Origin of the sequence: Streptomyces barringtoniae (genome assembly GCF_020819595.1) — a bacterium.
GTDB lineage: Bacteria > Actinomycetota > Actinomycetes > Streptomycetales > Streptomycetaceae > Streptomyces > Streptomyces barringtoniae.
Genome location: NZ_JAJHNP010000014.1, coordinates 167,158 through 193,169 on the forward strand (window position 1 = coordinate 167,158; position 26,012 = coordinate 193,169).

At 67.7% G+C, this 26,012-nt stretch carries 26 protein-coding genes and 4 pseudogenes; 9 read left to right on the forward strand and 21 right to left on the reverse strand.

Features of this window, described 5'->3' with window-relative positions:
• Positions 1-174: 174 nt before the first annotated feature.
• Positions 175-1,407: a COG4705 family protein gene (locus tag LMU33_RS25330; RefSeq protein WP_228622956.1), complete on the reverse strand. Its 1,233-nt coding sequence runs from the start codon at positions 1,405-1,407 to the stop codon at positions 175-177.
• Positions 1,408-2,362: 955 nt separating this feature from the next.
• Positions 2,363-3,193 carry a COG4705 family protein gene (locus LMU33_RS25335; RefSeq protein ID WP_228622899.1) on the reverse strand — a complete coding sequence of 277 codons (831 nt, stop codon included), beginning with the start codon at positions 3,191-3,193 and terminating at the stop codon, positions 2,363-2,365.
• A gap of 1,192 nt (positions 3,194-4,385) precedes the next feature.
• On the opposite strand from LMU33_RS25335, the gene LMU33_RS25340 reads away from it, so the two are divergent.
• Positions 4,386-5,252: a COG4705 family protein gene (locus LMU33_RS25340; protein ID WP_228622900.1), complete on the forward strand. Its 867-nt coding sequence runs from the start codon at positions 4,386-4,388 to the stop codon at positions 5,250-5,252.
• A 569-nt stretch (positions 5,253-5,821) separates the two neighbouring features.
• Here the strand turns inward: LMU33_RS25340 and LMU33_RS25345 are convergent.
• The 5 genes and pseudogenes from LMU33_RS25345 to LMU33_RS25365 all read right to left on the reverse strand — a co-directional run bounded on the left by LMU33_RS25345 (position 5,822) and on the right by LMU33_RS25365 (position 8,411).
• The gene (locus tag LMU33_RS25345; protein ID WP_228622901.1) at positions 5,822-6,085 is read right to left on the reverse strand and encodes a hypothetical protein; all 264 of its coding nucleotides are present in this window, start codon (positions 6,083-6,085) and stop codon (positions 5,822-5,824) included.
• Between the two features lie 52 nt (positions 6,086-6,137).
• Entirely contained in the window at positions 6,138-6,545 is a 408-nt protein-coding gene (locus LMU33_RS25350; RefSeq protein WP_228622957.1) for an ATP-binding protein, read from the reverse strand.
• 171 nt (positions 6,546-6,716) lie between these two features.
• A pseudogene (locus LMU33_RS25355) lies at positions 6,717-6,945 on the reverse strand (transcriptional regulator); the annotation flags it as partial.
• A 222-nt stretch (positions 6,946-7,167) separates the two neighbouring features.
• Positions 7,168-7,566, reverse strand: a complete 399-nt coding sequence (locus tag LMU33_RS25360; RefSeq protein WP_228622902.1) for a hypothetical protein — start codon at positions 7,564-7,566, stop codon at positions 7,168-7,170.
• A complete protein-coding gene (locus tag LMU33_RS25365) occupies positions 7,563-8,411 on the reverse strand; it encodes an IS5 family transposase (protein ID WP_228622903.1) in 849 nt (282 codons plus the stop codon). Before LMU33_RS25365 ends, LMU33_RS25360 begins: the two co-directional genes overlap by 4 nt.
• Positions 8,412-8,584: 173 nt before the next feature.
• On the opposite strand from LMU33_RS25365, the gene LMU33_RS25370 reads away from it, so the two are divergent.
• On the forward strand, positions 8,585-9,406 hold the full coding sequence (locus LMU33_RS25370; protein ID WP_228622904.1) for an IS5 family transposase: 822 nt from the start codon (positions 8,585-8,587) through the stop codon (positions 9,404-9,406).
• Positions 9,407-9,413: 7 nt separating this feature from the next.
• Here the strand turns inward: LMU33_RS25370 and LMU33_RS25375 are convergent, their stop codons facing one another.
• The 3 genes from LMU33_RS25375 to tnpA form a co-directional block, all read right to left on the reverse strand.
• On the reverse strand, positions 9,414-10,547 hold the full coding sequence (locus LMU33_RS25375) for an IS630 family transposase (protein WP_228622790.1): 1,134 nt from the start codon (positions 10,545-10,547) through the stop codon (positions 9,414-9,416).
• An 83-nt stretch (positions 10,548-10,630) separates the two neighbouring features.
• Complete coding sequence (locus LMU33_RS25380; RefSeq protein WP_228622905.1) at positions 10,631-12,187, reverse strand: oxidoreductase; 1,557 nt, start codon at positions 12,185-12,187, stop codon at positions 10,631-10,633.
• A 525-nt stretch (positions 12,188-12,712) separates the two neighbouring features.
• The gene (gene tnpA, locus LMU33_RS25385) at positions 12,713-13,141 is read right to left on the reverse strand and encodes an IS200/IS605 family transposase (protein WP_228622906.1); all 429 of its coding nucleotides are present in this window, start codon (positions 13,139-13,141) and stop codon (positions 12,713-12,715) included.
• A 50-nt stretch (positions 13,142-13,191) separates the two neighbouring features.
• On the opposite strand from tnpA, the gene LMU33_RS25390 reads away from it, so the two are divergent.
• Positions 13,192-14,322: an RNA-guided endonuclease InsQ/TnpB family protein gene (locus LMU33_RS25390; protein ID WP_249814242.1), complete on the forward strand. Its 1,131-nt coding sequence runs from the start codon at positions 13,192-13,194 to the stop codon at positions 14,320-14,322.
• A gap of 221 nt (positions 14,323-14,543) precedes the next feature.
• On the opposite strand, the gene LMU33_RS25400 is transcribed toward LMU33_RS25390, so the two are convergent.
• The 5 genes and pseudogenes from LMU33_RS25400 to LMU33_RS41740 form a co-directional block, all read right to left on the reverse strand.
• Entirely contained in the window at positions 14,544-15,086 is a 543-nt protein-coding gene (locus LMU33_RS25400) for a hypothetical protein (protein WP_228622907.1), read from the reverse strand.
• On the reverse strand, positions 15,086-15,769 hold the full coding sequence (locus LMU33_RS25405; RefSeq protein ID WP_228622908.1) for a hypothetical protein: 684 nt from the start codon (positions 15,767-15,769) through the stop codon (positions 15,086-15,088). Before LMU33_RS25405 ends, LMU33_RS25400 begins: the two co-directional genes overlap by 1 nt.
• Before the next feature lie 25 nt (positions 15,770-15,794).
• The gene (locus tag LMU33_RS25410) at positions 15,795-16,157 is read right to left on the reverse strand and encodes a hypothetical protein (RefSeq protein WP_228622909.1); all 363 of its coding nucleotides are present in this window, start codon (positions 16,155-16,157) and stop codon (positions 15,795-15,797) included.
• Positions 16,154-16,444, reverse strand: a complete 291-nt coding sequence (locus LMU33_RS41735; protein WP_308280809.1) for a DUF2071 domain-containing protein — start codon at positions 16,442-16,444, stop codon at positions 16,154-16,156. The genes LMU33_RS25410 and LMU33_RS41735 overlap by 4 nt, the downstream gene beginning before the upstream one ends.
• A gap of 73 nt (positions 16,445-16,517) precedes the next feature.
• Positions 16,518-16,871, reverse strand: a pseudogene (locus LMU33_RS41740) (DUF2071 domain-containing protein); the annotation flags it as partial.
• 353 nt (positions 16,872-17,224) lie between these two features.
• Here LMU33_RS41740 and LMU33_RS25420 point away from each other — a divergent pair.
• On the forward strand, positions 17,225-18,220 hold the full coding sequence (locus tag LMU33_RS25420) for an L-threonylcarbamoyladenylate synthase (protein ID WP_228622910.1): 996 nt from the start codon (positions 17,225-17,227) through the stop codon (positions 18,218-18,220).
• Positions 18,221-18,245: 25 nt separating this feature from the next.
• On the opposite strand, the pseudogene LMU33_RS25425 reads toward LMU33_RS25420, so the two are convergent.
• The 4 genes and pseudogenes from LMU33_RS25425 to LMU33_RS25445 form a co-directional block, all read right to left on the reverse strand.
• Positions 18,246-18,606: pseudogene (locus LMU33_RS25425) on the reverse strand (carbonic anhydrase).
• 81 nt (positions 18,607-18,687) lie between these two features.
• Positions 18,688-18,987, reverse strand: a complete 300-nt coding sequence (locus LMU33_RS25430; RefSeq protein ID WP_443728974.1) for a hypothetical protein — start codon at positions 18,985-18,987, stop codon at positions 18,688-18,690.
• A 412-nt stretch (positions 18,988-19,399) separates the two neighbouring features.
• Positions 19,400-19,618: a helix-turn-helix transcriptional regulator gene (locus tag LMU33_RS25440; protein WP_228622911.1), complete on the reverse strand. Its 219-nt coding sequence runs from the start codon at positions 19,616-19,618 to the stop codon at positions 19,400-19,402.
• Between the two features lie 9 nt (positions 19,619-19,627).
• On the reverse strand, positions 19,628-20,035 hold the full coding sequence (locus LMU33_RS25445) for a hypothetical protein (RefSeq protein WP_228622912.1): 408 nt from the start codon (positions 20,033-20,035) through the stop codon (positions 19,628-19,630).
• Between the two features lie 346 nt (positions 20,036-20,381).
• Between LMU33_RS25445 and LMU33_RS25450 the strand changes: the two genes are divergently transcribed.
• Positions 20,382-21,356 carry an alpha/beta hydrolase family protein gene (locus LMU33_RS25450; RefSeq protein ID WP_228622913.1) on the forward strand — a complete coding sequence of 325 codons (975 nt, stop codon included), beginning with the start codon at positions 20,382-20,384 and terminating at the stop codon, positions 21,354-21,356.
• Between the two features lie 79 nt (positions 21,357-21,435).
• Here the strand turns inward: LMU33_RS25450 and LMU33_RS25455 are convergent.
• Positions 21,436-21,637 (reverse strand): annotated as a pseudogene (locus tag LMU33_RS25455) (hypothetical protein); the annotation flags it as partial.
• 542 nt (positions 21,638-22,179) lie between these two features.
• Here LMU33_RS25455 and LMU33_RS25460 point away from each other — a divergent pair.
• Positions 22,180-22,650, forward strand: coding sequence for an STAS domain-containing protein (locus tag LMU33_RS25460; protein WP_228622914.1), 471 nt, complete (start codon positions 22,180-22,182; stop codon positions 22,648-22,650).
• 60 nt (positions 22,651-22,710) lie between these two features.
• Here the strand turns inward: LMU33_RS25460 and LMU33_RS41470 are convergent, their stop codons facing one another.
• Positions 22,711-22,833 (reverse strand): hypothetical protein, encoded by a 123-nt coding sequence (locus LMU33_RS41470; RefSeq protein ID WP_283844196.1) that lies wholly within the window; start codon positions 22,831-22,833, stop codon positions 22,711-22,713.
• Positions 22,834-23,330: 497 nt separating this feature from the next.
• On the opposite strand from LMU33_RS41470, the gene LMU33_RS25465 reads away from it, so the two are divergent.
• The 3 genes from LMU33_RS25465 to LMU33_RS25475 all read left to right on the forward strand — a co-directional run bounded on the left by LMU33_RS25465 (position 23,331) and on the right by LMU33_RS25475 (position 25,726).
• Positions 23,331-24,134, forward strand: a complete 804-nt coding sequence (locus LMU33_RS25465) for a VOC family protein (protein ID WP_228622915.1) — start codon at positions 23,331-23,333, stop codon at positions 24,132-24,134.
• Positions 24,135-24,365: 231 nt separating this feature from the next.
• Entirely contained in the window at positions 24,366-24,683 is a 318-nt protein-coding gene (locus LMU33_RS25470; protein WP_228622959.1) for a DUF5335 family protein, read from the forward strand.
• A complete protein-coding gene (locus LMU33_RS25475) occupies positions 24,593-25,726 on the forward strand; it encodes an IS630 family transposase (RefSeq protein WP_228622916.1) in 1,134 nt (377 codons plus the stop codon). Before LMU33_RS25470 ends, LMU33_RS25475 begins: the two co-directional genes overlap by 91 nt.
• Positions 25,727-26,012 lie beyond the last annotated feature (286 nt).

A 26,012-nucleotide genomic window follows, 5' to 3' on the forward strand; every position in this document is an offset into this window, starting at 1 on the left:
GTCGGCGGGGCAGGGTGCTGGCAGGGGCGGCATGAGACGCATCGTTCCAGGGCGGGTGGGCCGCGGTGACGTCGACACGGAGGGCGTTGGGCCTTGGTGCACCGGTACAGCGCAGTTGGTGACCGGTCCTGTGCAGGCCCATTAACCGGCCACCAACCGCGTCCCCGACCTCGCTCAGAAGTGGTGGCTGTGGAGGTCGCCCAGCAGGATGTTGAGCTGCTTTTCCTGCTCGGCGGCTGGAGCCGGCTGGATGTTGCCGTGGTCGATGGCGTATGCCTTGAGGACCTCATCCATCTGGTGGTCGAGCAGGGTCCAGGTCGTGTTGTTGACCGCCTGCAGGGAGGTGGCGTCGGCGTCCCAGTCGTCGCGCATCTTCTGCACGGTGGCATGGGAGGCCGCGGCCGTCCCGGCCCGGTCCTGAGCGATCGCCGTCTGGGCAAGCTTCTCGTACTTTGCCACTGCCGCGGTGGTCTGGCTGCCGGTCAGGGCCGCCTTCGGGCAGGCCGGCATCGTCTCGCTCTGACCGGTCGGGTCGCAGGTGACGTGGGGCTGGTTGTGAGCCCAGATCATGAGCGCGACGGTGCCGGCGGCGATCAGCGCGAAGCCTCCGAGCGCGACGCGCTCCCTGCGCGCGTTGGTGACCGACGGCTCGTGCGTCGTCTCGGAGGTCTCGGCGACGTCCCTGCGGCTGATGGCCAGGTAGATGACCGTGGCCAGGATGGCACCGAGGAAGATCAGGCTCGTGGCGAAGGTGCCCAGGCCGAGTCCCACCGGGTCGCCGGGGTTGGCTGCGGCCTTCGGGGAGGCGAGCCAGTCACCGATGTTGGCGCCGAGCGGGCGGGTGAGGATGTAGGCGAGCCAGAACGAGAGAACCGGGTTGGCGCCGAACTTCCACAGTGCGGTGATCGACGCGATGAGGCCCAGCGGCAGGAACACCGACTGCGCGGGCGTCCAGTTGGTCAGCTCCAGCGTCCAGTCACCGAGGGCGGTGCCCAGCGCGAACGTCACCAGGACGGTCAGCCAGTAGAACGCCTCACGCGGGAAGGTCGTGATGCTGTGGATCGACAGGGTCCGCTCGCGCAGCCACCAGACCCCGAAGACGAGGGCCAGCAGGACCGAGAACACCGTCGAGCTGAGCCACAGCGGGACGTGTTGCTTGTCGGTGAGCATGTCGGTGTACAGCGTGCCGGTGACACTGACCACCACCACGGTGAGCCAGTACGGGAAGGGGCTGTAGCGCTTCGTACGGAACTGGACCGCCAGCACGATCGCGAATACCGCGGTGAACAACAGCATGGTGTTGGTCAGGCCGAAGCCCAGCGTCTCGTTGATGTAGTCGGCGAAACTCTCGCCGACGGTGGTGCACAGGATCTTGATGATCCAGAACCAGGCCGTGACCTCGGGCACCTTGTTCAACAGGGGACTTCCCGCAGCATGACGAGGTGTCGTCGCGGTAGTCGTCGAAGTTGTCATGCAGTCCTCACATGGAAGGGGTCGCAGTACAGAGGGGGCGCCCCTCACGTCTGCGGAACGGTAACTGTCCACATATGTGCAGACAAGTGCGGCCTCGGACCTGCTTGGCGGTGGATGACTCCAATTGCTCGTCAGTCCACTCGGGCCGCGCCGCTGAAGGCGTAGTCCGTGACACGGTTCACGTTCTCGGAATGGCCTCCGCTTTTGTTCTTTCCTCGGTCTGCGCGAGGGCTTTCTGTATGTCCGTTATGACCCGGTGGGCGGCGCACCTTTTAACGCGGGATCTTGAGATATTCCTATGTGATGCAAGACATGCCCTTACTGCCTGCGCCGCCCGGCGGGGAGGTGCCAGGAAGGCGCCGATGCATCTCGTGGGAGCCGCTGAGATCAGAGAGACTTGGTACCGTAGTCATCAACGGCCGAGCATGGGCCGCCTCGGAAGCCTTCGGCTTCTCAGGTCAGACCGCGCCCCTGCTGGTCGGCCGGAACGCCCCACCCCCTGGCCGGAATTCGTGGAGCCAATTCGCGCTGTGGCCGGCGGGGTTGGCCAGAATTCTGGGAACCTCGTCCCGGAGTCCACTCGCCATCCAGTGTCGGCGAGGGGGTGCGAGCCCGCCTCAGCCAGTTGTTCGCCGACTCGCTTCCGGTCTCCTTGCCACGTGGCCACCTCTGGAACCACCGGACTCTCAGGCGTTTCATGGGTCATACCGCACGACTGTGCCAGCGGCAACCTGAACACATCCTGACTGCGGCTCGTTGATCACTTGCGCAACACGAGCAGCACGGCGTCATGCACACACGCACCTTCTCCATAACGGCCGTCCGGCACACTTGGCATGCCGAGCCCGGCCGGAACGTGCGCGTCCGGCCCACCGAACCACCGTGTGGCTCAGGCCACGAATTCCGTCGCCTGCTCCGGTTCGGCGACGTCCCTGCGGGTGACGGAAAGGTAGATGACCAGCCCGAGGATGACCGCGAGGAACAGAACGCTGGTCACGACGGTGCCGAGGCCGAGGCCGTCGGTGGGCTGGGAGAGGTAGTCGCCGATCGAGGCTCCGAGCGGGCGGGTCAGGATGTAGGCGATCCAGAAACTCCACACTGCGTCCAGGTCCAGCGCGAAGTGCGCGATGGCCACGGCGGCGATGGCCGCCGCGAACAGGACGGCGGACAGCCAGTATCCGAGGTCGATGCGCTCGGACACCAGGTCACCGGCCGCGGTGCCCAGGGCGAAGGTGAACAGCACTGCCAGCCAGTAGAGGGACTCGCGGCTGGTGGTGTCGATGTGGTGGAGGGACAGGGTCCGCTCACGCTGGTACCAGACGATGAAGACGACCGCGAGGACGATCGCGAAAACCGTGGTGCTCGTCTCCAGCGGCACGCCCATGGTGTTGGTGAGGTTGTCGCTGATCAGCGTGCCGACGACGCTGATCAGTGCCACCGCCGGCCAGTACACGCCGACGCGGTAAGCCTTCGTTCGGAACTGGACGACCAGGGCGACGGCCAGCAGGGCACTCAGCAGGAACGACACGCCGGTCAGCCCGAGCCCCGCCTTCTCGTTCAGCAGGTCCGCCGCGGTTCTGCCGACCGTCGTGCACAGGACCTTGATGATCCAGAAGGAGAGGGTGACCTCGGGCACCTTGATTTCGCGCGGCCGGTGACGCGAACGGGGCGTCCGGCCGTCCTCTGGTGCCGCCTGGCTCTCCGACGTTTCGTAGGTCACGTTGTCCGACCGTGCCACCGGGCACCTGAACGCATCCTGACTGCTGGCGCGCTTCGCCCACCCAGGCCGTCCTGTATGAGCAGGATGACGCCATGCGCACGCACACAGACGGTCTCTGCATAGCGGCCCTCAGTTCCTCCCTTGCCCACGTGATGGAAGAAGGCCGCCTTGAACGCTCCGACCACCGCCCTTGCGCCGACTGACCGCGCGACCGCATGGCTGCGGCGCCGGCTGGGCCGGGCCGTGCTGCTGTCCTACGTCTGTGCTCTGTTCATGCCGGGGCCCGGCATTTGGCTGCGCCACACGCATGCCCTGCCGCTCGGGCCACTCATCCACCTGCCGGTGTCCGCCGCCCCGTGCCTGCTGTCGCTGGTGCTGTTCTCGGCAGGGCTCCAGGTCCCCGTCCGTGAGCCGGGCGACGTCCTGCGGCGTCCGAGTGCGCTGCTCGCGGGGCTCGCGCTGCACCTGACGATTCCGCTTAGGTGGCGAGTCGTACCTGCTGGCGGTACCGACTGTCTCGGTTGTCCAAGGGCAGCACTTCGTCCCGGAGTGCATCCCTGGGTGTGACGGTCGCATGACGTCGGGAGCCGCCTTCGCCGCGGTGTCCCCCTCTCATGTCTGGGCGGACATTCCTGGCGGGCGGACAAGCAGGCTGTGACAGTGATGCCTGGACATGGGCGCCGAGGGACTGAAGGCCAAGGAGTCCTGACGGGGACTTACCTTCATGTGGCGGTGCATCACCTGACGGGGCTGCGGCCGGCGACCATCGAGTAGAGGTCCTGTCCTTGCCTGTCAGCGGCCACCAGCGCCGCCCGGCGAGCGGACGCGGAGTCGGCGGCAGCAGCAGCTTGAGAGCCCGTGGTCGCGAGTCGTTCGCTCGCCAATGATCTCCCGGTGGGGATTGTGGAACTGAGATCCTTCTCAGTGGCGTTCAGCGAGTTCTCGGCGGCGTCGTGGGACAGTAGTGCCACGTTAGGCGAATTTGCGATAGGAATCATCGGACAATAGTCAGTCCGCTTAAATGGGCTCGCGGGAGATATCAGCTCCCTCACGCCGCGCACATTGCTGCGTGAGTCGGGTTCTTGCGCGCCATGACGGAATAGGAAGACAGGAGACGCCCATGGCTATCACCGAGCCCCGGACCTCCAGATTGGGCCACCCAGCCAAGTATGTACTACGGAAACTCCCACACGTGACGGCGTTGTTCTGGGCACTGAAGATCGTCGCTGTGACTCTCGGGGAAACGGGCAGCGACGAGTTTGCGATTCAGCTCAAGTTCGGCTATGTCGCCTGCGTGCTCGGCTTTTTCCTGTTCTTCCTGATCGTGGCTGGCATCCAGCTGCGGGCCAAACGATTCTATCCGGGAATTTTTTGGACGGTGATCTTCAGCACCAGCATCGCCGGCACTGCACTCTCGGATCTCATGGACCGCGGAATTGGCAATTCCGGCACCGTGACCAAGAATGGGATCGGTTACGGGCCAGGCGCGGTCATCCTCACCAGTCTCCTAGTGGTCGTCTTTCTGGTGTGGTGGCGTACCGGACAGACCTATGATGTGGAGAAGATCGCCACCCGCAAGGGCGAGATCCTGTACTGGATCGCGATCCTGGTGTCCAACACCCTCGGCACCGCCAGCGGGGACTGGCTGTCCCACAGCACCGGACTGGGATTCCGCGATGCCTTCTTCATCATCGCCGGAATCATGCTGGTGCTGCTCGTCGCCCACTACGTGACCAACATCAACAGCATGGTGTTGTTCTGGCTGGCGTTCATCCTGACCCGCCCATTGAGCGCCGCCGCCGGTGACTCGATCACCAAACCTGTCAGCGAGGGAGGACTCGGACTGGGAACGCTGTGGGGCTCGATGGCCCTCGTGGGAGTGTTGGCCGCGTTGGTCGCCTACCAGACCTGGCAAATCCGACGCCACCCGCTCGACCTGCTGCCGGCCCCGACCCACAGGATCACCGGACAACCACAGCGGCCCAACGGGCAGGTAGTCCTGGCCTACGGTCCGCACCCCGACCAGATCGTCGAGGCCTCAACGAGGGCACCTCGATGAGGCTGAGGCGGCCGCCTGGGTGTTGTCTCGATGTGGGTGGTGCCGTGGTGGCCACCGCGAACGGCACCCCCGTCGCTAGGCCCTCGGCTCAGTCGTAGAACCGGCTCACCGCAGTGACCTGCAACTCCCCAGGACGAGGACCTCCAGCCGTTCCTCCAACGGCCCTGACAGCCGACGGTCCGCCTACGTACCGAGCGCGGCGAGCAGCTCCTGCCGCGTACCGAACACCTCGACGCGGTGTCGCCGCAAATGCATCGGCCAGTCCCGGGCCGCCCGCGCATACGCCCCGCCACGAGATCGGCGACGGCGCCCCGCCCGACGGCAGCGTACGAAGCCAGGCGTTCACCGCCCGCGGGCCGTACTCGTCCTCGAACACGAAGTCGTCGTCGAACAGCACCAGCGTCCGCTCGACGGCTCCTCCTGCCGGCATCTGGCAGGAGAACCCGTGCCGGATCAGTAGCTTGCGCACACCTGCAGGGTGTAGCTCGTGTGGAAACCACCTGAGGGGGAGAAGGGGACGCCGAACCGCCGGGGCTGTCCTTCCGTGCACCGGGCGGGGTATGTGGGTGCTAAAGGGAGGCCCGCAGGCCCTCCAGGACGAGCGAGAGCAGCGTCGTGTCCAGCTCGGTGGCCTCGGCGGCGGCTCGCCCTTTGGCGTGGCACTCAGCGAGTCGTCCGCGCCATGCGGCCTCGGCGCGCATGACTTCGGTGCGGATATCCGCCAGCGCCAGATCGGTTTCGGTGCGCAGTCGTACGAGGTCGGCGGGTGTAGGCGCAGGGTGAGGACGGTGATCGTGCCCTCCGTGCGGCGGGGTACGGCCAGCTCCACGCATCGCTCCGGATCGGCGACGCCCGCCAGCTCGTCTTCGGGCAGCAGCCGCAAGGTCAGCATGCCGGGACCGCCAGCTCCGCCCAGACGGTTTTGCCCCAGCGCTTTCGGTCGTAGCCCCAACGGTGTGACAGCGCGTCGATCAGTACGAGGCCGCGTCCAGTCTCGTCGCCGCCGGCGACCGGACCCATTTTCGGCAGGGCCTGGGATTTGTCGGTGACGCCGATCCGTACGAGATCGTTCGTGACGCGCCGGACGGACACCCGAATCAGACGGCACGGGGTGTGGCGGACTGCGTTGCCCACCAGCTCGGAGACGATCAGCGCGCCCGCATCGGCCATCTCGCCTATGCCCCACGTGTTCAGTGGAGCCGAGAGGAGTCGCCGGGCCCGGCGGGCCGTCTCGGGCTCGCAAGGGAGGGTTTCGGTGTAACCGGCCGGTCCGACTGTGGTGGGTCTGGTCATGACGCTCACGGGGTCGTCTCCTTGGGGCCGGACGTCCCGCTCGCCACCGGGGGGGTGCCAGCGGGACTCTCCTCCACTGCGGCCGAAAGGAGCCTGGTCTGCCCCGGCGACGCCAACGACCGTACGGAGAGCCGGAGTTTTGCCTCAACGGTTGCCGGGAATTGCGCGATGTCATCCGAGGGAGTCGATCGCCGTGTTGATCAAAGCGCGGGGCGGCGTTGCCGTGGACAGCCATCTTCGTCAGCTCACCGAACGCCTTGCGATAGTCGGCAAGTTCGCGCGGTTGCACCACGTTGACCTCGGCCGTGAGGGTTTCCACGACGCTGCGTGAGCCGTCATGGAGGTAGAACGCCTCCAGCGGCCACACGGTCCGCAGTGCGGTGAAGGGGATGATGCCCAGTTGTCGCATCCCTTGGAGACGCGGTCGTATCCCGCGGTCGGGTTCCACGTCGCCTCGGTCCACTCGATCGCGCTGCGGTCACTCACCGGCCGGCCCTCCATCCCCTCGAACCGAGCCTCATCACCGACGGAGCAGTCGCGGCCCGCTGTAAGTGGGTGGTTCGTAAGGTGATGTCCGTTTCTGGATGAGGCTGAGCAAGGTCGCTGGTGGAGGTTCCGTCGGCTATGGCTTCCTGGCGAAGTTGCCGGTGTCGGCCTCGGTGAGGATCCCGAGTTCGACCAGGCGTTTCAGCTTGGCGCGAGTGCCTTCGACGTTCTTGGGCAGCAGTTCGTGGCCGAGGGCTTCGCAGACGTCCTTGGCCCGTAGCGGGCCGGTCGCGTGATTGAAGGCGGCGAGGATGCGGGGGTAGTCCGGGTGCTCGGGCAGGTCCGGTGTGTAGGCCGGGAGCCGGTCGGCGAGGCCGGTGATGGTCTTGCGGGTGATCGCGAGATGCTCCAGGTGGGTCTCGGCCTCCCGCAGCCGGGTCTGCAGGTCGTCGATCTGTGTGCGGAGGTCGTCGGCCAGGATCCGGGCGGCGTCTTCCTGGAGGTCCAGGGCGTCGAAGAGGGGCTCGATGTTCACGCTGCCACCGCCTGCGTCTCGCGCCAGGTGGGGGCGTTCGCGCCGGTGAGGCGTCGGGTCATGACGTGGGTCATCGCCCAGTAGACGCGGGAGGCGGAGGAGGAGGTGTAGTGCTCGTAGTCGCGGACAAGGCGCCGGTGCAGTATCAGGATCCCGTAGGTCTGCTCGACCTTCCACCGCTTCGGCTGGGGCACGAACCCCTTGACCTGCGGGTTGCGTTCGACGATCTCGACATCGATGCCCAGGTCGGCGCCGTGCATGACGACCTGATTCTTGAAGCCCTGGTCGACCAGGGCTTTGCGCACGGTTCCGCCGGCGTGCTCGGCGACCTGGTCCAGCAGGACGATGCCCGCAGTGTTGTCGTGGGTGTTCGCAGCGAGGACGACGACCGCGATGACCAGGCCAAGGACGTCCACGGCCAGGCCGCGCTTGCGGCCGGGCACCCGCTTGGCCGGATCGTGGCCACTCGTGGAGGCGGGGACCCCGGCGGCCACGTGGACACTCTGGGTGTCCAGCACCACCAGGGTCGGGTCCTCTAATCGTCGGGCCCTCTCCCGGACCTGGCAGCGCAGGAGTTCATGAATGACCTGGTCGGTCCCGTCGTCCCGCCATGCGGCGAAGTAGTAGTACGTCGCGCTCTTCTGCGGCAGATCGTGCGGGAGATAGGCCCACTGGCAACCGGTCCGCCCCTGGTAGAGGATGGCGTTCACGATCTCCCGCATGTCGTAGGCGCCCTGATGACCGCTGACCGAGCGGTGCCGGTCCTTCCACGCGGTGATCACCGGCTCGATCAACGACCACGGCTCGTCCGATAAGTCACTCGGATACGGCTTGCGTTCACTCACCCGGTCACATCACCAGATCACCAACCGCGGACCGGCAGAGTCCGCCCCACCGCCACACGATCAGGCGACAGCAGATCCACTCAAAGACTCACGAACCGCCCACTAAGAACTCCTAACGAAATGATCTTCGCGGTAGTTGGATTGCTCCGGGCTTGGTGATCTGGGGGTGCGGGGTGGCGCGGCCGAAGCCATGGGAAGTCGACGACAAGCTGTGGGCGGTGATTGAGCCGGTGCTGCCCAGGGTCGAGCGTCGGCCCCGGCACCCCGGGCGCAGGCGGCATCCGGACCGGCTGGTGTTCCAGGGCATCCTGTTCGTCCTGCACACCGGGATCGCCTGGGAACACCTGCCACAGGAACTCGGTTTCGGTTCCGGCATGACCTGCTGGCGGCGCCTGGCCGAGTGGACCGAAGCTGACGTATGGCCCCGGCTGCACGAGGTCTTCCTCGCCAAGCTCCGCAGCGCGAACGCCCTGGACTTCTCCTGGGCGGCCGTAGACGGCTCACACATCCGGGCGTTAAAGGGGGGCTCCAAGACCGGACGAAGCCCCGTCGACCGGGGCAGAACAGGCAGCAAACACCACCTCATCACCGACGCCACCGGCATCCCGCTCGCCGTTACCTTGACCGGCGGCAACCGCAACGACGTCACCCAGCTGATCCCACTGCTTGAAGCGGTGCCGCCGGTGCGGGGCAAGCGCGGCCGGCCCCGCCGTCGCCCGGACGTGGTGCTGGGCGACCGCGGCTACGACCACGACAAGTACCGCCGTTTGGTCTGGGATCTCGGCGTGAAGCCGCTGATCGCCCGCCGGGGCGCCGAGCACGGCTCCGGACTCGGCACCCACCGCTGGGTCGTGGAGCGCGCGTTCGCCCACCTGCACTGGTTCCGCCGCCTGCGGATCCGCTGGGAGATACGCGACGACATCCACGAAGCCTTCCTCACCCTCGGCTGCGCGCTGATCTGCTGGCGACGCCTGAACGCAGGTGTCGCTCGCTAGTGCCGCATCAAGCAACGTTCGCCCTGTTCACTACCTCGCGGAGGCGGTTGTCGGCGGCATGCTTGTTCCGCCAGATGACGTAGCGACGGATCATGCTTCCCTGCTCCTTGTGACTGGCGTGGTCGGTGCCGTCGAGGGCGAAGTAGCGCAGGGCGGTGAACTGGGCCTCGATCCGGTTGAGCCAGGAACTGTTTGTCGGGGTGTAGGCGATCTCCACGTTGTTCGCCGCCGCCCACGTCCCGACTCGCTGACACCGCTTCGTCGTCAAGTGCGGTGAGTAGTTGTCGCAGACGATGGCGATGCGTACGTCCCTCGGGTGCAGGGAGCGCAGGTAGCGGCAGAACTCCAGGAACTTCGACCTGTTCTTGGTCTTCTTGATGTGCCCGTAGAGCTGGTCTTTGGCCAGGTCGTAGGCGGCGAACAGGTGGCGGACCCCGTGAGGGCGGGTGTAGGTCGCCCGGCGGCGAGGACGGGGCTCGCGGTCGGGGTCCTTGTGTCTGCCGCCGCGTTCGGCCCAGTGCCGGCCAGGGTGCGGCTGGAGGTTGAGCGGCCCGAACTCATCCATGCAGAAGATGACTTCGGGCTCGCCTTCCTCGGGTATGACGTCACCGTCGGCGATCGCATAGAGGTGTTCGACACGGGCCTTCTTGGTCGCGTAGTCGGGGTCGCGGGAGGTCTTCCAGGTCTTCATGCGTTGAAATGAGACGCCCTCCTCGCGGAGCATGATCCGAAGGCCCTCGTGGCTGATGTCGTCGACCACCCCCTCGGCGACCAGGAAGTCGGCCAGCTTGGCCAGGCTCCAGGTCGAAAACGGCAGGCCGTGCTCGGCCGGCCTGGACTTGGCGATCTTCTTGATCTCCCGGCGTTCGGGGAGAGTGAAGGTCTTCGGCCGGCCACCCTTGTACTTCGGGTAGAGCGAGTCGAACCCGTCCGTGTTGAAGTTGTGGATCACATCCCGGACCCGGTCGTCGCTGGTGAACGTCACCTCGGCGATCTTCGTCACGGGCATGCCCTGCGCGGATAACAGCACCATCTGAGCCCGCCGCCAGGTCACCACCGAACCGGTGCCCCGGCGGATGATCCGCAGCAACCGCCTGCCCTCGTCGTCATCAAATTCCCGGACCCGCACGCGTTCAGCCACGTGATCATTCTGGCCGTCTGGGGCTTCCCGGCGCAGCAACTGGGCGACACATTACGACAGGGCGAACGTTGCTTGATGCGGCACTAGTTTTTCTGCAGGGCGCGCGTGACACCCGCGATGACGGCGGTCGTCAGCACCCAGCCGAAGGCGATCAGCAGGTAGGCCAGCCATTGGAGGCTGTCGTTCGGCCAGAACCAGGCCGTGCGCTGGCCCAGACCGCCGATGGGGATCAAGAGGTCGAGTGTGTAGACGAGGGGCTGGAACGGGGCGCCTTGGCCTCGTTGAACCGGGTCGGGGGAGTGAGTACCGAAGGACAGCGTGCCCAGCAAGGTCAGCGCGAGGAGCCAGACGCCGGCCAGCCAGGGGCGGTAGCCATAGCCGACAGTCGCGTCGAGCAGGTGCCCCCACACTCGCGCGGCCGGGTGAAGAGTTTGACGCCGATGGCGCTGCTTGGCCAGGAGTACACGGCGGGCGTCGTCGTCGTGGCCGGCCTTCCGATACCAGCTCGCCAACTGCTCATAGGGCTGGGGGTTGTAGCCCGGGCTGCGTCGTATCCACGCCACACGGTGGGCCACGGAATCCCGCCGCCCCACTGCCTCCCGCCGCTCGCCGGCCTCGTCCACCTTGATGGAGCCGTAGACAAAGCCGTCCAGCTCCACCACGTCCGGCCAGCTGTGCTCGCTGTCGTGGAGGTAGGACACCTGCGCACCCCGCAGGTCCACGATGCCGGACGGTGGCCGGGCGAGGATGAAGTCGAAGTCGACGGCCTGCATCAACAGGGCGACCAAAGAGGGGCCGCTGCCGTCGGGCGGCCCGTTCAGGACGGCCCCTTCGAAGGTCAGATTGTCCGAGATCCGGACACCCCGCAGCCGTACGGTCCCGTTCGCGGTGAACCCGCCGGAGAGGTTGATCGACGAGGCCACGGCGTTGTCCAGGGCGAGGGCCACTCCGCGCGGGCCGGGCTGTTCCAAGCGCGCGCCCTGCATGAACAGCCCACCCGGCAACTGTGCCCCCAGCAGGCGCACTTCACCTCGCGCGACAAACCCGCCCCTGCAGAAGACGCCTCCTTCCATAACCAGGCCACCGGCGGCCACGGCCCACCCTCCGGGCGCGTTGATCTCAGCCTTGTTGAGGACCACGCCGCCGGTCACGCGGGCGTTGGTGAGCGACAAAGCGGTAATGTCGTGGTGGAAAGGTCCGGGAGCGCCGCTCTCCACGAGCGAGCGCCGCAGGTCGAGGTTTCCCTCGATGCGGGCCGACCCGGCTTCGATGCCGGGCACCCGGCTGCCCGTGATCACGAGCGTCTGCGTTGACGCCCCGAGAAGGTTCACCGGCTCATCGAACCAGCAGTCCTCGATCCATAGGGAGTGACCGATCTGTGCGCCGGCCAGGTTGAGGTGGCCCGATATCCGAGCCCCGGTGAGCCTCAGGCATGCGACGGCGCCCGGTTGCGTGGTGTTCGCGCCCAGGAGGAGCGCCACGATCACGGCAGCCCGGACGGCCCGCCCGGGGCCCCATTGCCCACCCGCGGCGACACGATCGTCCTCGGGCGCACCCGTGCGCAAGTCCACGCGGCGTCCTTCGGGGAACGCGTCCCACAACTCACGCTCCGAGGAAGTCAACTCGTCGTATGAAAGCACTCCTGCAGAGTAGTGATCTACCTTCGCGCTCGCCTTGCCTCACCCCGCGCGGCTTGGAGGGCGGTCCATTCTGTTAGGAGTTCTAAGCCCAACGAGTCGCTACAGCACCGGATACCGGCATCCAACCATCCGACGGCCGTGCCGTACTCCCTATCCCAAAAATGAAACATGCGTTCCCTTCTGTGTGGGAGCCCCCGCGCTGAAATCCGGCCACACCTCAAGCCCTGGGCCCGAGGCCCCGTTCACGCTGTGGACCGCAGCGCCGCCGACTCCTTCACCGCGGCCGCCGTCTCGGGCTGTCGTCCTGCTCGTTCCGCGCGGGCCCGACGCAAGGCCGCCGCTTGGGAGGCGTCGGCTTCACGACGACGCCGGATGCGTGCCGTGCCGATCGGAGACGGCTCGTCGGCGGCGAGGCCCTCCGATTCAGCGGAATCTAGCGAGGAACCCCGGTCCTTCAGGCCCGGGAGGAATCGCTTCTCAAAATGGGGGTGACCCGTGCCGGAGCATGGGTCTGCACTGTTGACCTCAGTCGGGATGCTTCTGATTCGCGATGTACTCCTTTACCACGGCGAGCGGTGCGCCCCCGCATGAGGCGGCGAAGTAGGACGGCGACCAGAAGTGTTCGCCCCACAGGTACTTGCGGATGTGGCCGGGGAACTCCTGCCGGAGCCTGCGGGCGGAGACACCCTTGAGACTGCCGACGAGCCGGGAGATAGCCACCTTGGGCGGGTAGTGCACGAGTAGGTGTACGTGGTCGCGTTCGCCGTTGAACTCCCGCAGCTCCGCGCCGAAGTCGGCGCATACGTCGCGCATGACCTCTTCGCAGCGTTTGAGGATGTCGTCGGTGAACGGTCCGCAGCGGTACTTGGGGGTGAAGACCAAATGCGCGTGGAGAGTGTAGGCGACGCTACGGCCCCTGCGGATATCGGGGTTTGGCTCCCATCTTGGCGACATAGATCAATGATATTTTCGTACCCTTGAAGATCGTGACGCAGGTGAAGCTGATGCCGGAGGCCGCGCAGGCCGCCGCGCTGTCGGCGACCCTGCGCACGGTCAACGATCTGGCGTGCTGGGTCTCTGAGGTTGCGTTCGCCCATGGCGTGCCGCGTGAGTACGAGCTGCGCAAGCACACGTACCCGCACCTCAAAGCCTGCGGGCTCGGGGCGCAGGCGGCGCAGCACGTGATCAAGAAGGTGCGTGATGCGTACACCACGCTGCACGCCAACATTCGCGCCGGGAACCTGGGCAAGCCGAAGTCGAAGCGCCGGATCAAGGCAGAGTCCAAGCCGATCACGTTCCGCCCCGAGGCCGCGCAGCCGTATGACGACCGGTGTTTGTCCTGGCAGTACGACCAGCAGACCGTGTCGATCTGGACCACCGCCGGACGCATCAAGAACGTCCGCTTCTCCTGCTCCGCCGACGCGCTCAAGGTGCTCCAGCAGTACCGCAAGGGCGAGTCCGACCTGATCGAGCGTGACGGCAGCTTCTACCTGATCGCCACGTGCGAGGTTCCCGAGGCCGAGCCCTACGAGCCGGACGGGTTCATCGGCGTGGACCTCGGCATCGTCAATATCTCCACTACGTCCACCGGCTACCAGGCCGCCGGGCGCGGCCTGAACCGGTACCGCAGGCGGCAGCTCGCCCTGCGGGCCAAGCTCCAGAAGAAGCGCACCAAGAGCGCCAAGCGCCGGTTGAAGGAGCGCTCCCGCCGCGAGGCGCGGCACGTCAAGAACACCAACCACATCATCGCCAAGACGATCGTGACCGAGGCTGAACGCACCTCGGCCGGGATCTCCCTGGAAGAACTCAAGGGGATCCGGCAGAGGGTACGGCTCCGCAAGCCCCAACGGGTCGCACTCCACTCCTGGGCTTTCGCCCAGCTCGGAGACTTCATCGTCTACAAGGCACGCAGGGCCGGTGTCCCGGTCGTGTTCGTGGACCCCGCCTACTCCTCCAAGGAGTGCGCGGACTGCGGACACGTCGACCGGCTCAACCGGATCTCCCAAGCCAAGTTCGCATGCCGGTCGTGCGGCGTCGTTGCGCACGCCGACCGGAACGCTTCCCGTGTCCTCGCCCGCAGGGGCAAGGACGCGTGGACTGCGGGGCGTGAGTCACGCGCCCCTGCCACCCCATAAGGGTGTCTGGACGGAGGAGCCAACCCAGCAGCCAGTCGGGCGCTACCTCCAAGCCCGGTCCTTTAGGGCCGGGTCAAGTTGACGGAACACCCGGAGGCTGAGCGCACGCATCGCCTTCGTCTGTCGCTCCACCGCCTCCGCGATCGACGGGTCGATGCGGCTCGGGAGCGCGACCGTCTGGTGCGCGGCGAGGGTCTCCCTGTAGCCCGTGGCGCCGTCACTCAGTCAGCCGTTGTGCGGAGTGCCGCTTCGGCTTGGCGGATGCGCCATTCCTCCACGGTGTCCTGCTGTCTTCGGGCTCGCTCCAGCAGCCTGTCGAGCAGGGCTGGATCGAGGCGTTCGTCCGTCCCGGTGAGCTGACGCAGAGTCTGCCATCCGGCCGTCTTGCCCTCCACCCCCAGCCGCAGCGCCTCCAGTTCCAGCACGGTGCTCAGCGGAGAGCGTCGCACCAGGCGGCCGTTGCCCTTCAGCCGTGCCAGTTTTTCCGCGACCCAGCCCGCGGAGACCTTGTAGCGGTGTACGGGGACACCCAGGTCCCGCATGATGCCGACAAGCGCCGTGCGGTCCTGGGCGATGTCGGTGGCGACAGGCCCGAGCGCGCGGCCGAGCGCGGAACCACGGGCGACACGTGCCAGGTGGCCGGCCCGCTGGGTGCCCGCGGTGGCGCCGGCGAGGTGGTCGTTCAGATAGATGCCGAGCAGCTTCATGTCGGCGCCGCGTGCGGGCGGGTGGCGCCGAGGTGAGCTCCGTGGTGGGGCGTTCATCAGAAGCCTCCTTCTTGTGCGGGTGGCTGCCGTGCAGCCGGGGATGCAAGAGGTTCGGGCGTGCGCGGTGTACTCACCGTCGTCGTGACGCGTACGAGGCAGGGCGTGCGGGGCGTGGAGCCGAAGCCGAACCGTACGGGCGGTTCCACTGCGGTGAGGGCGCCGAGGTGGCGGCCCTCGAGAATCACGGTGGCCGCGGTGATCAGATGCAGGTCGCGGGTGCCGTACCACTCGCGTCGGCCGGCGCCGGCCGTGCCACGGGTGCGCACTCCCAGGAGGAGACGGGCGAGCGGGTCCGTCACCACCGTCCAGAAGGGCCGGGCGGCCAGGACATCGGGGACCGTCCGCAGGAGCAGCCCCACGGGGCCGCGTCGGCCGGCTGTGAACCGGAGGTCGAGGAGCGGGCCTGCGGTGACCGTCCAGTCGGCGCCGGTGACGTGGACGCGTACGGGTTCGATGCGGACCTCGTCGAAGGCGTAGGTGCCGGCGATGAAGTCCGCCGTCTGCCGGGTGGGTGCCAGCAACAGACGGTGGCCGTCGGTCCGTTCGAGCATCACGTTGCTGTACGGCCCGAGGGAGGAGCGGGGCCAGTGGCCGAGGATCAGGCGGGCGCCGGACGCCGTGCCGATCCCGGCGATCCAGCCGTCGAAGCGCCACTGGGTAGTCCGCGGGGATCGGCGCATCAGGGTGCCTCGGTGGTGGTCGGGTTCATCTGCCCGCGGGCGGCCCGAGTCGGCCGCACCGGCGCCATGCCAGGAGCCATCCGATCTGCATCGCCGCGTCCAGCAGATGGGTCGGACGGATCCGGCCGATGGGCACGTACACCAGGTCGACGGCCAGGAGGGTCACGGCCGTCCCGAGGCCCGTACGGCGGGCCTGGCGCACCGCACCGGCCGGGGTGAACAGCATGCTCCAGTCTGCCGTGGCCAGCAGCCCGGCTGTCGTGCGCTGGAGCCATTCCTCGGACTTGGGTCCGAAGACGCGCTGGAAGCTGCGCAGGTGCAGCAGCGGCCAGCCGCCGCCGACCAGGTTGAACAGCCTCTGGGCCCGCGCCACGAGCACCGGGTTCATCCCCGTCTCCTCACTGTCGGCCGCACTGGGCTGGAGACCCCGAAGCGGACCTTGTGGACGCCGTCGGAGAAGTGCACGCGTGGCGCCTGTGCGGGCGGCGGTAGCCCGGCCGCCCGGGTGAGGGTCTCCGCGAGGTCTTCCAGGCGCGCCGCGCGCAGCGGCCAGGGCTCGTGCTCGACGGGCGTCTGCCAGAGCACGCCGCAGCCCATTGTGAAGGCCCGCCACCACGACGTCGGCCACACATCGCGCGGGCTCGGCCTGACCGGCTCGCCCGGACGGACCACCACGCGGTACGACGGCCCGCCACGCCCCCGCGTAGGTCACTACATCACCGCCCCGCGACAGCGTCAGGTGCCCGAGGTGGTACGGCGCACCGATCGCACGGGCGGCCAGCATGACCCGGGAACTCACCTCGAGGGTCAGGAACCACAGGCCATCCCTGCCGCCCCGTTCACGTACATACGTGCGCAGGTTGGTCTCCGCGAAGGAGGGCGGAGCAGCAGGTACACCCGGCGGGCGCATCCGGGCCATCACGAACGGCGTGAGGCTCACCCACGCCCACTGATCATGGGTGTCGACCGTCAGCCCCTCCGGCAGCAGACGCTGCACCTGCTCGGGGGAGTAGGCCCAGTGCACGAACGTCTGGGTGAGCCAGTCGGCGCGCAGTGCCGGGAAGTACACGCGCTGCTCCGGTCCGTAGGACACCACGCGCACCGACTCCCCAGGAGGTCCGCATCAAAACCCGGCACGACCCGATGCGGACGGGCCTGGGGCTCTCACCTGCCCCCAGCAGACCAGGACAGAGTTCGGCCGACGGTGCGGGCAGCGCCCCGCTCGTTGTACGCGTGTGGACGACGAATGGGGTGTTCTGGGCCAGCAGCGCCCGCGCTGCGCTTCCGCACCGAGCCGTTCTCGCCCGGCGCCCGGGGGGCGATGGGCAAGCCGTCACCTGCGCCCGGGTCCCGCGAGTTGCGGCGGGGCCGGGCGGTGTGACGGCCGGTGCCGGTTGGCGCCGAGATTGATCACGACCGTCGCCGGTTCTTTGTGCTCCTAGGATTGCGAGAGTGATGGCAAGAACCAGTGACATCGAGAATGCGGCCGACGTGCTGCGCGCCGGCGGCCTGGTGGCCCTGCCGACCGAGACCGTCTACGGTCTGGGCGCCAACGCCGAGGACCCGGCCGCCGTCGCGCGCATCTTCCAGGTCAAAGGGCGTCCGCCCTCCCACCCGCTGATCGTCCACATCGGCGGCGCGGAGCAGCTGGACGACTGGGTCCAGGACGTGCCCGCGACGGCGCGCCTGCTGGCCGAACACTTCTGGCCGGGGCCGCTCACGCTGGTCCTGCGGCGCGGTTCCCGGGTGCCCCTCGAAGCGACGGGTGGCTTGGAGACGGTGGCCGTGCGCGTGCCCGACCACCCGGTCGCACTCGCGCTGCTGTCGGCCTTCGGCGGCGGCGTTACCGCCCCGTCCGCCAACCGCTTCGGCTCGGTCAGCCCCACCACCGCGGACCACGTCCGTGCCGAGCTCGGCGATACGGTCGACTTCGTGCTGGACGGCGGCCCCTGCGAGGTCGGCGTCGAGTCGACCATCGTCGACGCCACGGGCGATGCCCCGAGCATCCTGCGGCCCGGCGGGGTGACGCGCGAGGACCTTGGAGCGGTGCTCGGGCACCCGCTGGCGGTCCCTTCGGCGAGCCGTGTCCGGGTGCCGGGCCAGCATCCGTCGCACTACGCGCCGCGTGCGCGGGTCGTCCTCGTCGAGCCGGAGAAGGTCGTCGCCGAGGCGGAGCTCGCGCAGGAGCTGGGGCACCGGGTGGGTGTCTTCCTTCCCTCCGCTTTCGCCGGCACTGCGGTGAAGGCGCACGCCGTGGTGGCTCTCCCGGGGTCGATGGCCGCCTACGCGCGTGGGCTGTACGGGTTCCTGCGCGAGCTCGACCAGCAGGGGTGCGACCTCATCGTCGCGTCCTTGCCGGCGGAGGAGGGCCTGGGGCTGGCGATCGCCAACCGGCTCCGCCGCGCCGCGGGGCCCCGGCCCTCCCCGGTCCCCGGCCTCCAGCAGCGCTGAACACCGGGGTGGCCGGCAGCGGGTTTCACCGTGTGAGGGAAGCAGCCCTGCTCAGGCCGTGGGAGGCGACCAGTTGTGCACTGCCGTCGGCCAGGCGGTAGGACAGACCCACCACGGCAAGTTGGCCCGCGGCCACTCGCTCGGCCAGCACGCGGGAGCGTTCCAGCAGCAGATCGACGGTAAGCCTTATGTCCGCGGCCAGGATCTCCTCGTGCTGCTCGCGTCCGGCGGCGCGGGCCGCCAGCACACTAGGGGTCACACGCTCGACAACGTCACGGACGAAGCCGGCGGGCATGCCCGGCGTTGCGCACGACGAACAGGTCCCCGAGCCCCCGGTCGAAGATGATCTCGGCGGCCAGCCGGGAGTCGGAGCAGCCGAACAGCACCGCGTAGGGATTCTGGGCCGGGGCGGTCCCGGCGCGGCGCGCGGCGTCCTGGTTGGGGTGCTCGGACGAGCACCCCCCAACTCACAGCACCTGATGGCTGGCAAGGTGCTGACCGATCCGGTCCGGGTCCGCCGCCAGCACCGATCGCAGCATCGTGCTGCTGTCCCACACACTGACCGCGACGGTTCCCTCCTCGATCTCCAACGTCAGCAGGCAGGGGCCAGGCGCGTACTTGCGGGCATTGGTCACCAGCTCACTCACCACAAGCTGCACCATGCCCATCGCCGGCCGGAAACCGGCAGCCCATGCACGGCCTGAAGGTTCACCAGGAACGGGCATCCCCAGCAGCACCAAGGCCCGCGACGAGGCATGGCTGGCCATGGTCGGGCGCCGTCCACTGGAAGATGCTCGCCGATCTCCTCGGCCTCGCCGACGGCACGGCCCGCAAATGGCACAAACTCACAGGGGGGAGACCGCGCCAGCTACGTCGCCAGCCGACTCAAAACCTCTGAAGCACCCGCGGGACCCGAGTAGACACCAGCCCCGTCACTCGACTTTGCCTCGATGATGCCTTGGGTTCGAGCCGCGGTCAGGTCGTGCACCGCACCCGGCAGGGTCGGTGAGGCCCAGGTGCGAGCCAGCAAGATCCGCACCCGCGGCGAACAAGCGATCACACTCTCAAGACCTGGAAGATCTTGGTCAAGCTGCGCTACTGCCCGCGATAGTCGTGCACACCATTCTTGTCCTGCACGACATCGAATCGAACCGCTATGCCGGCTGAGAAGGCTCAATGTCAGGCGGGGTTGTTCGTCGTTTCCGTCCGGTCAGGACGGAAGATTTCCTCGATGGTCAGGCCGAAGACGTCGGCGATGGTGAACGCCAGGGGCAGGCTGGGATCGTACCGCTCGGTTTCGATGGCGTTGATGGCCTGCCGGGAGACTTGGCACCGGTCGGCCAGGTCGGCCTGGCTCCATCGGCGGGCTGCACGCAGTTCGCGTAGTCGGTTCTTCACAACGCGCCGTCACCGGTTCAGGCGGGTACGCAAGTCCGCGATCGTCATCCAGATGGCCACGCCGCCGAGGAGGATCAATTGCGCGAGCTGATGGAGCTGGATGATGCCTGCGGCATCGAGCAGGGTGGCCACTTGCAGCCCCACGAGGACTGCGGCGAAGGCGATGGCCATGCTCTCCAACTGAATGCGGCGCAGGTATTCGTCCGCGCGCCGGAATGCCCGCAGCAGCACCCAGGCGATCGCGAGGGTGAAGACTGCGGTGGTCGCGATCCACCAGGCCTTCTGGGCGGTGCTCTGATGGGGGTTGCTGCCCAGCGCCAGGGCTATCACCCCCAAAGCGGACACGGGTATGCCGTCGATGAGTACAGCGCGGCGGGCCGCGCGCGTCACATGGTCCTGCTGTGCCTGCTTTGCCATGTGAGGAATGTAAGGTGTCCTTTCCATGAAGTCAAGCGTCCTTGACTCGATGGAAAGGACACCTTACATTCTGGCCATGTCGAACGCGAGACGGCTCCTGACCCGCCGAGCACTGCTCGGTACCGCCGTGGCGTCAGCCATCGCTTCCGTCCCGATATCCACCGCGGCATCCGCCCAGCCGCGACCCGCCGCGGGCTCGCCGGTCGCCGCCAGCCCCACGCCGACTCCGCTGCGGCTTACCCTGCCCGCACCAACCGGTCCGCATCCCCTGGGTACGATCCCCCTGCACCTGGTCGACCGGTCGCGCGTCGATCCCTGGCAGGATTCCCGCCCGGCTCGGGAACTCATGATCCAGCTCTGGTACCCGGCACACGCCGCCCATGGCCACCCGCCCGTGCCGTGGATGTCACCCGGCGCCGACCCCGTCTTCGAACGGGAACAGGGCATCCCGCCCGGCACGCTGCTGCTGCCGACCACGCACGCCCACCTGGACGCACCGGTGGACCGCGGCCGGTGCGGGAGGCCGGTCGTCCTGTACTCACCGGGCCTGCGCAGCGACCGCAGCCTCGGCACTGTTCTGATCGAGGAACTAGCCAGCCACGGCTACCTGGTCGTGGCCATCGACCACACCTACGACGCCGATCAAGTCGAGTTTCCCGGCGGCCGGGTGGAAACCTTCGCCATCACCGGCGACATCGACGATGCCCTGATCGCCAAGGCCCTCGCTGTCCGCACCGCAGACACCCGGTTCGTGCTGGACCAGCTCACCGCGCTCAACGCCGGACACAACGCCGACGTCGGACGGCGACCCCTGCCACCCACCCTCGCCAGCGCGTTCGACCTGTCCCGCGTCGGCATGCTCGGCCACTCCCTCGGCGGCGCCACAGCCGCCGCAGCCATCCACGCCGACCGGCGCCTGCGCGCCGGCGTCAACCTGGACGGCAGCCTCCTGCCACCCGTCACCGACGGCACCGACCGGCCCTTCCTCCTCTTCGGCAGCGACCCCGGCCCAGGCCCGGAGGATTCCAGCTGGGATCAGTTCTGGACCAGCCAACGCGGCTGGAAGCGCGAACTGGCACTCATCGGTTCCACCCACACCTCGTTCACCGACCTGGAAACACTGCTACCCCAAGCCGCGCCTGCCCTCGGGTTGACGCCCAGCCAGGTGACGCAAGCAATCGGCACCCTCGACCCGCACCACGCCATCCACACCCAACGCGACTACGTGCGAGCTTTCTTCGACCTTCATCTACGCCACCTCGACAACAACCTGCTCCAGCACCCCTCACCCCGCTACCCACAGATCCGGTTCCTCCGATGAGGCACCCGCCACCCCTGCGCCATCGCAGCCCTTCAAGCCTGCGGTGCTCCCGAGCCTACGGGCGCGTATTCGGTCGTGATCAATGGGTGGTCCTGGTGAGGCCCTTGATCCAGATCATCCCGCCGCGAAGGTGGAGGCCGGCGCGGTAGCTCTCCGGGGCCTTGTCGTACCGGGTGGCGATGCCTCGCCAGGCCTTCAGCTTGTTGATCAGGCGCGCGTCGTGGCTGACGGGCCGGGCTCCTGCTGCCCTTCTTCTTCCGGTTGGCGGCCTGGTCTCTCTTCGTTACGAGTGGTCCGAGGAGTTCCTGACCGCGGTGACCGGGCTCGTCGCGGGGGAGACGGAGACCCGTGTCCAGGGGGGAGCGGTGCGTGGTTGGCCTGCGATCGCTCGCTCTGGCTGGCTCTGGCAGGTCCGCTTCGTTGTGACAGAAGTGCTGGGGTCCGCCCGGGGCCGGGAGCACTGACGATTCTGCCGGTTGGGCGGCTCCGAATGTTGATGCCGCGAGCAGCCTGCCTTTCGTCGACTCTTGGCGCGAAAGGTGAGTGGGGTGTTGTCAATTTGGCTGCGTTGCAGTTAAAAAGGTGCCGGTCATGCGGGTCGTGGGGCTCCCCGGGTCGCGAGGCGGCTGCGGGCACCCCTTTGTGTTGAAAGGCGAGACGTGATGGGCCAGTTGTCCTCGTTGTCCAGTGCGGCGTTCGGCGTCAGGGTCGACGTATGGGTCGGCCAGAGCGGACGCCTACGGCGCCGAGCGGTCACGGCACGGATCGCGCAGGACGCCCATTGCCCGGCGGCGTTGCGGCGGCTGGTTGAGGGAGCGATCCGGTGACCGGGCCTGCCCGGATGAGGCCACACGTCGCGGCCGGCCTGCATATCGAGGCGCTGCTGACCAGCGACTGTGCCGCCGTGTACGTCGCCGGCGAACTCGACCTGGACACCGCCGAGCAACTGGTGCAGACAGTCCGGACCTGCCTGACCCACCGTCCGAACGTGGTGCGCGTGGAGGTCTCCGAACTGGCCTTCTGCGACTGGTACGGCCTCAAGACCCTGCTCAGCCTGCACCGCGAAGCCCAACGCGCCGGATGCGCCCTTAAGTTGTCCGGGACAGCGCGGCCGCAGCTTGTCCGCCTGCTCGCCGCGACCGGCACCGGGCACCTGCTGACCGCGACCGGCGCGCAACCGACCGGTACCGCTCGGCGCCGTCATTGCGCAGCTGCCCCGTTGACAGCGCCGAACCCTGCCCCGGGCGTCCCTTCGGCCCGGCCTGCCACCGTACCGGCACCGGCGGTGGCCTGACGGAACCCGGCCGCAACCGACCGAAGTCTGCCAACGGCCCTGCGGCGGTTCGCCTGTGCATCAGCCGATGCCGAGCCAGCCCAGCAGGGTCTGCAGGAGGACGACGGCCGACAGCAGGGCGGTCGCGGACACGCACACGGGGCCACGGCAGAGCACCTTGACGGCCCGATGCATCAGGTCCACCCGCATTATGGCTCCCAGACGGCAGGAAGCAGCCTGCCAATCGAGCGCATCGGCCCATACCGGTGACCGGACAGGGCTCCTCAGACCCGCCATAAGGGCGGGCGGCCTCACGCGGAGATGTCAGCGTCCGACGGCGTCGCGATCGTCGCGCGCCCCTCCAAGCGCGGAGAATCATCCTCCGTAGGGCTGTCATCCCCGGCAACACCCAGCCGTCCCATGAACACGGGCTCGCTGAGTGCCAGGACACTCTGCAGCCGCTCCCGCAGTTCCGTGTACGGCACTCCTGTGCCGGGTCGCTGTGCTGCCACGGGAGAACAACGAGAGGTGCCAGGCGGGCGATGTCCGCCGGATGGGTGGGGTTGCGAAGCCGCTGCCAAGGGGGCATGGCCGACTGGGACGGATCAGGCTGAGAGCAGACAATGTGCGGGGCTGGAACTCCGGCCAGACACTTGAGTGAGATCGCTCGCTGCCTGCATGGAAACCGGGGTGCGATGGCCATGAAACATGGCACGACACGTTCTTCCACCGGAACGGACGTCGTGTACACGGATTCTGTGTCCGGCGCACCGTGCTGGGTGAGCCTGACCAGCCGCGATCTCGACGCAACGCAGCGTTTCTACAGTGCCGTACTGGGCTGGCAGTGGCGCACTGCCAGACTGGGTGACCGTTTCCTGACCGCGCTGGCGGACGGGATACCCGTCGCCGGGGTCGCGGGGATGGCCACTGTCTGGCATATGCCGGTGACCTGGACGCCATACTTCGCCGCCGCAGACGCGGACGAGACGGTCGCCCGCGTCCGGGAGCGTGGCGGGACCGTGGCCGTGGGGCCGATCTCCTTTGCGCCCGGCAGGGCGGCGCTGCTCGCCGACCGCGACGGGGCCATCTTCGGGATATGGCAGGGCAGGCTCGTCACCGAATGGGAGGCGTGGCGGCAGGCGGCACCGGTGTTCGTCACCCTCCACACTCGCGACGCTTTCGATGCGGCGATCTTCTACGGCGAGATCCTCGGCTGGGCCTCGGGTCCCTCTGGCTGCTGCGAGGTGGAGTACGAAGGGGAAGAGGTGGTGCTGCGCAGCCAGGGTTCCGTCGTCGCGCGCATCGAGTCTGGCGCCGTGGATACAGCGCCTGATCGCTCGGTCCGGCCTCACTGGCAGGTCCACTTCGTGGTGGCAGACGTGTCGGGGTGTGCCCGAGCCGCACGAGAGCACGACGGCGACGTCCTTGCGGAGTGCGAACACGAGGTGGTGCTGCGCGATCCTGACGGAGCACTCTTCGTGGTGAGCTCCAGCCGGGAGCACTGACGCTCTGGCTGGTCGGCCCGGAGGCGAGTTGTGCCGGTGTCCCCTCGAACCAAGGATCGGAACGCAGGACGGACTTTGTCCGTCGAACGGCTCTTTGCCCTGAGGGAAGCAGACGCCGCCGCACCGGCACTCGGAAGGGACGGTGGCCGCGTGGGACAGCATCGGGGACGATTGACGACAGAAGCCATCCAAGGTGCACGGAGGGAGGAACACACAATGGCCGACACCTCGATGTCCGACCGGGCGGGATGGCGGTCCATGCTCGACGAGGTCACCGATGCACACAGCGGTGAACTGGTCACCATCGAAGTGGTGGATCCCTCGATCGGAAGCCAGCACGAAGCGGAGCGGCTGCCGTTCTCCTACCTCACCTATTGCCGTATCAAGCAACGTTCGCCCTGCGATGAGGCGTCGCTCTATTGCTGTCCTGGGCGGCGCCGGACGGCCAGAATGATCGCGTGGCTGAACGTGTGCAGGTCCGGGAGATCGATGACGACGAGGGCAGGCGGTTGCTGCGGATCGTCCGTAGGGGCACTGGTTCGGTGGTGACCTGGCGGCGGGCCCAGATGGTGCTGTTATCCGCGCAGGGCATGCCCGTGGCGAAGATCGCCGAGGTGACGTTCACCAGCCCGGACCGGGTCAGAGATGTGATCCACAACTTCAACGCGGACGGGTTCGACTCGCTGTATCCGAAGTACAAGGGCGGCCGGCCCAAGACCTTCAGCCTCCCCGAACGCCGTGAGATCAAGAAGATCGCCAAGTCCAAGCCGGCCGAGCATGGCCTGCCGTTCTCGACCTGGAGCCTGGCCAAGCTGGCCGACTTCCTGGTCGCCGAGGGGGTGGTCGACGACATCAGCCACGAGGGCCTGCGGGCACTGCTCCGCGAGGAGGGCGTCTCGTTTCAACGCGTGAAGACCTGGAAGAGCTCACGCGACCCCGACTACGCGGCCAAGAAGGCCCGCGTCGAGCACCTCTACGCGATTGCCGACGGGGAGGTCGTCCCCGAGGACGGTGAGCCCAAAGTCGTCTTATGCCTCGACGAGTTCGGACCACTCAACCTCCAGCCCCACCCCGGTCGGCACTGGGCCGAGCGCGGTGGGAAGCACAAGGATCCCGGCCGCGGGCCCCGGCCCCGACGCCGGGCGACCTACACACGACCACACGGGGTCCGCCACCTGTTCGCCGCCTACGACCTGGGCAGGGACAAGCTCTACGGCCACATCAAGCCGAAGAAGAACCGGACCAGATTCTTGGAGTTCTGCCGCTACCTGCGCAGCCTCTACCCGCCCGAGATCCGCATCGCGATCGTGCTCGACAACTTCTCCCCGCACCTGACCACAAAGAAGGACACCCGGGTCGGCGACTGGGCAGCGGCCAACAACGTCGAGTTCGCCTACACGCCGACCAACAGCTCCTGGCTCAACCGCATCGAAGCCCAGTTCACAGCCCTGCGCTACTTCGCTCTCGACGGCACCGATCATGCCAGCCACAAGGAGCAGGGCAGCATGATCCGCCGCTACATCATCTGGCGGAACAAGCACGCTGCCGACGAACGCCTACGCGAGGTCGTGGACAGGGCGAACGTTGCTTGATGCGGCACTATGATCCGAAGGACGACGTGGTGGTCGTCGCCGTCGGGGGTCAGTCACCGCGTTACCCGGTCGTCCTGCGCCACATGGTCCCGCACTCCAAGGAGGTCGACGTCTCTACGCCAGACGTCACTGAGGCGGCAGTCCGAGTGGTGGACCCGGAGGACACCGCAACCTTGATCACTTTCTTCCCTGCGGAGTCCAGGACTGCCTCATGACCAGCCCTGACCGAACGGTCCGGCGCCGGGGGCTTCCCTGAGCGGAGCCGCGGGCGCCCACTCTCTGGCCG

Bases quoted from the DNA above. Each gene is read 5' to 3' on its own strand.
- LMU33_RS25345 (WP_228622901.1), bottom strand. From the start codon at position 6,085: ATGCGTGGAGCTGGCCGTACCCCGCCGCACGGAGGGCACGATCACCGT.
- LMU33_RS25350 (WP_228622957.1), bottom strand. From the start codon at position 6,545: ATGACCAGACCCACCACAGTCGGACCGGCCGGTTACACCGAAACCCTC.
- tnpA (WP_228622906.1), bottom strand. From the start codon at position 13,141: ATGTCGCCAAGATGGGAGCCAAACCCCGATATCCGCAGGGGCCGTAGC.
- LMU33_RS25390 (WP_249814242.1), top strand. From the start codon at position 13,192: ATGCCGGAGGCCGCGCAGGCCGCCGCGCTGTCGGCGACCCTGCGCACG.
- LMU33_RS25400 (WP_228622907.1), bottom strand. From the start codon at position 15,086: ATGAACGCCCCACCACGGAGCTCACCTCGGCGCCACCCGCCCGCACGC.
- LMU33_RS25405 (WP_228622908.1), bottom strand. From the start codon at position 15,769: ATGCGCCGATCCCCGCGGACTACCCAGTGGCGCTTCGACGGCTGGATC.
- LMU33_RS25410 (WP_228622909.1), bottom strand. From the start codon at position 16,157: ATGAACCCGGTGCTCGTGGCGCGGGCCCAGAGGCTGTTCAACCTGGTC.
- LMU33_RS25420 (WP_228622910.1), top strand. From the start codon at position 17,225: ATGGCAAGAACCAGTGACATCGAGAATGCGGCCGACGTGCTGCGCGCC.
- LMU33_RS25430 (WP_443728974.1), bottom strand. From the start codon at position 18,987: ATGGCCAGCCATGCCTCGTCGCGGGCCTTGGTGCTGCTGGGGATGCCC.
- LMU33_RS25445 (WP_228622912.1), bottom strand. From the start codon at position 20,035: ATGGCAAAGCAGGCACAGCAGGACCATGTGACGCGCGCGGCCCGCCGC.
- LMU33_RS25450 (WP_228622913.1), top strand. From the start codon at position 20,382: ATGATCCAGCTCTGGTACCCGGCACACGCCGCCCATGGCCACCCGCCC.
- LMU33_RS25465 (WP_228622915.1), top strand. From the start codon at position 23,331: ATGAAACATGGCACGACACGTTCTTCCACCGGAACGGACGTCGTGTAC.
- LMU33_RS25470 (WP_228622959.1), top strand. From the start codon at position 24,366: ATGTCCGACCGGGCGGGATGGCGGTCCATGCTCGACGAGGTCACCGAT.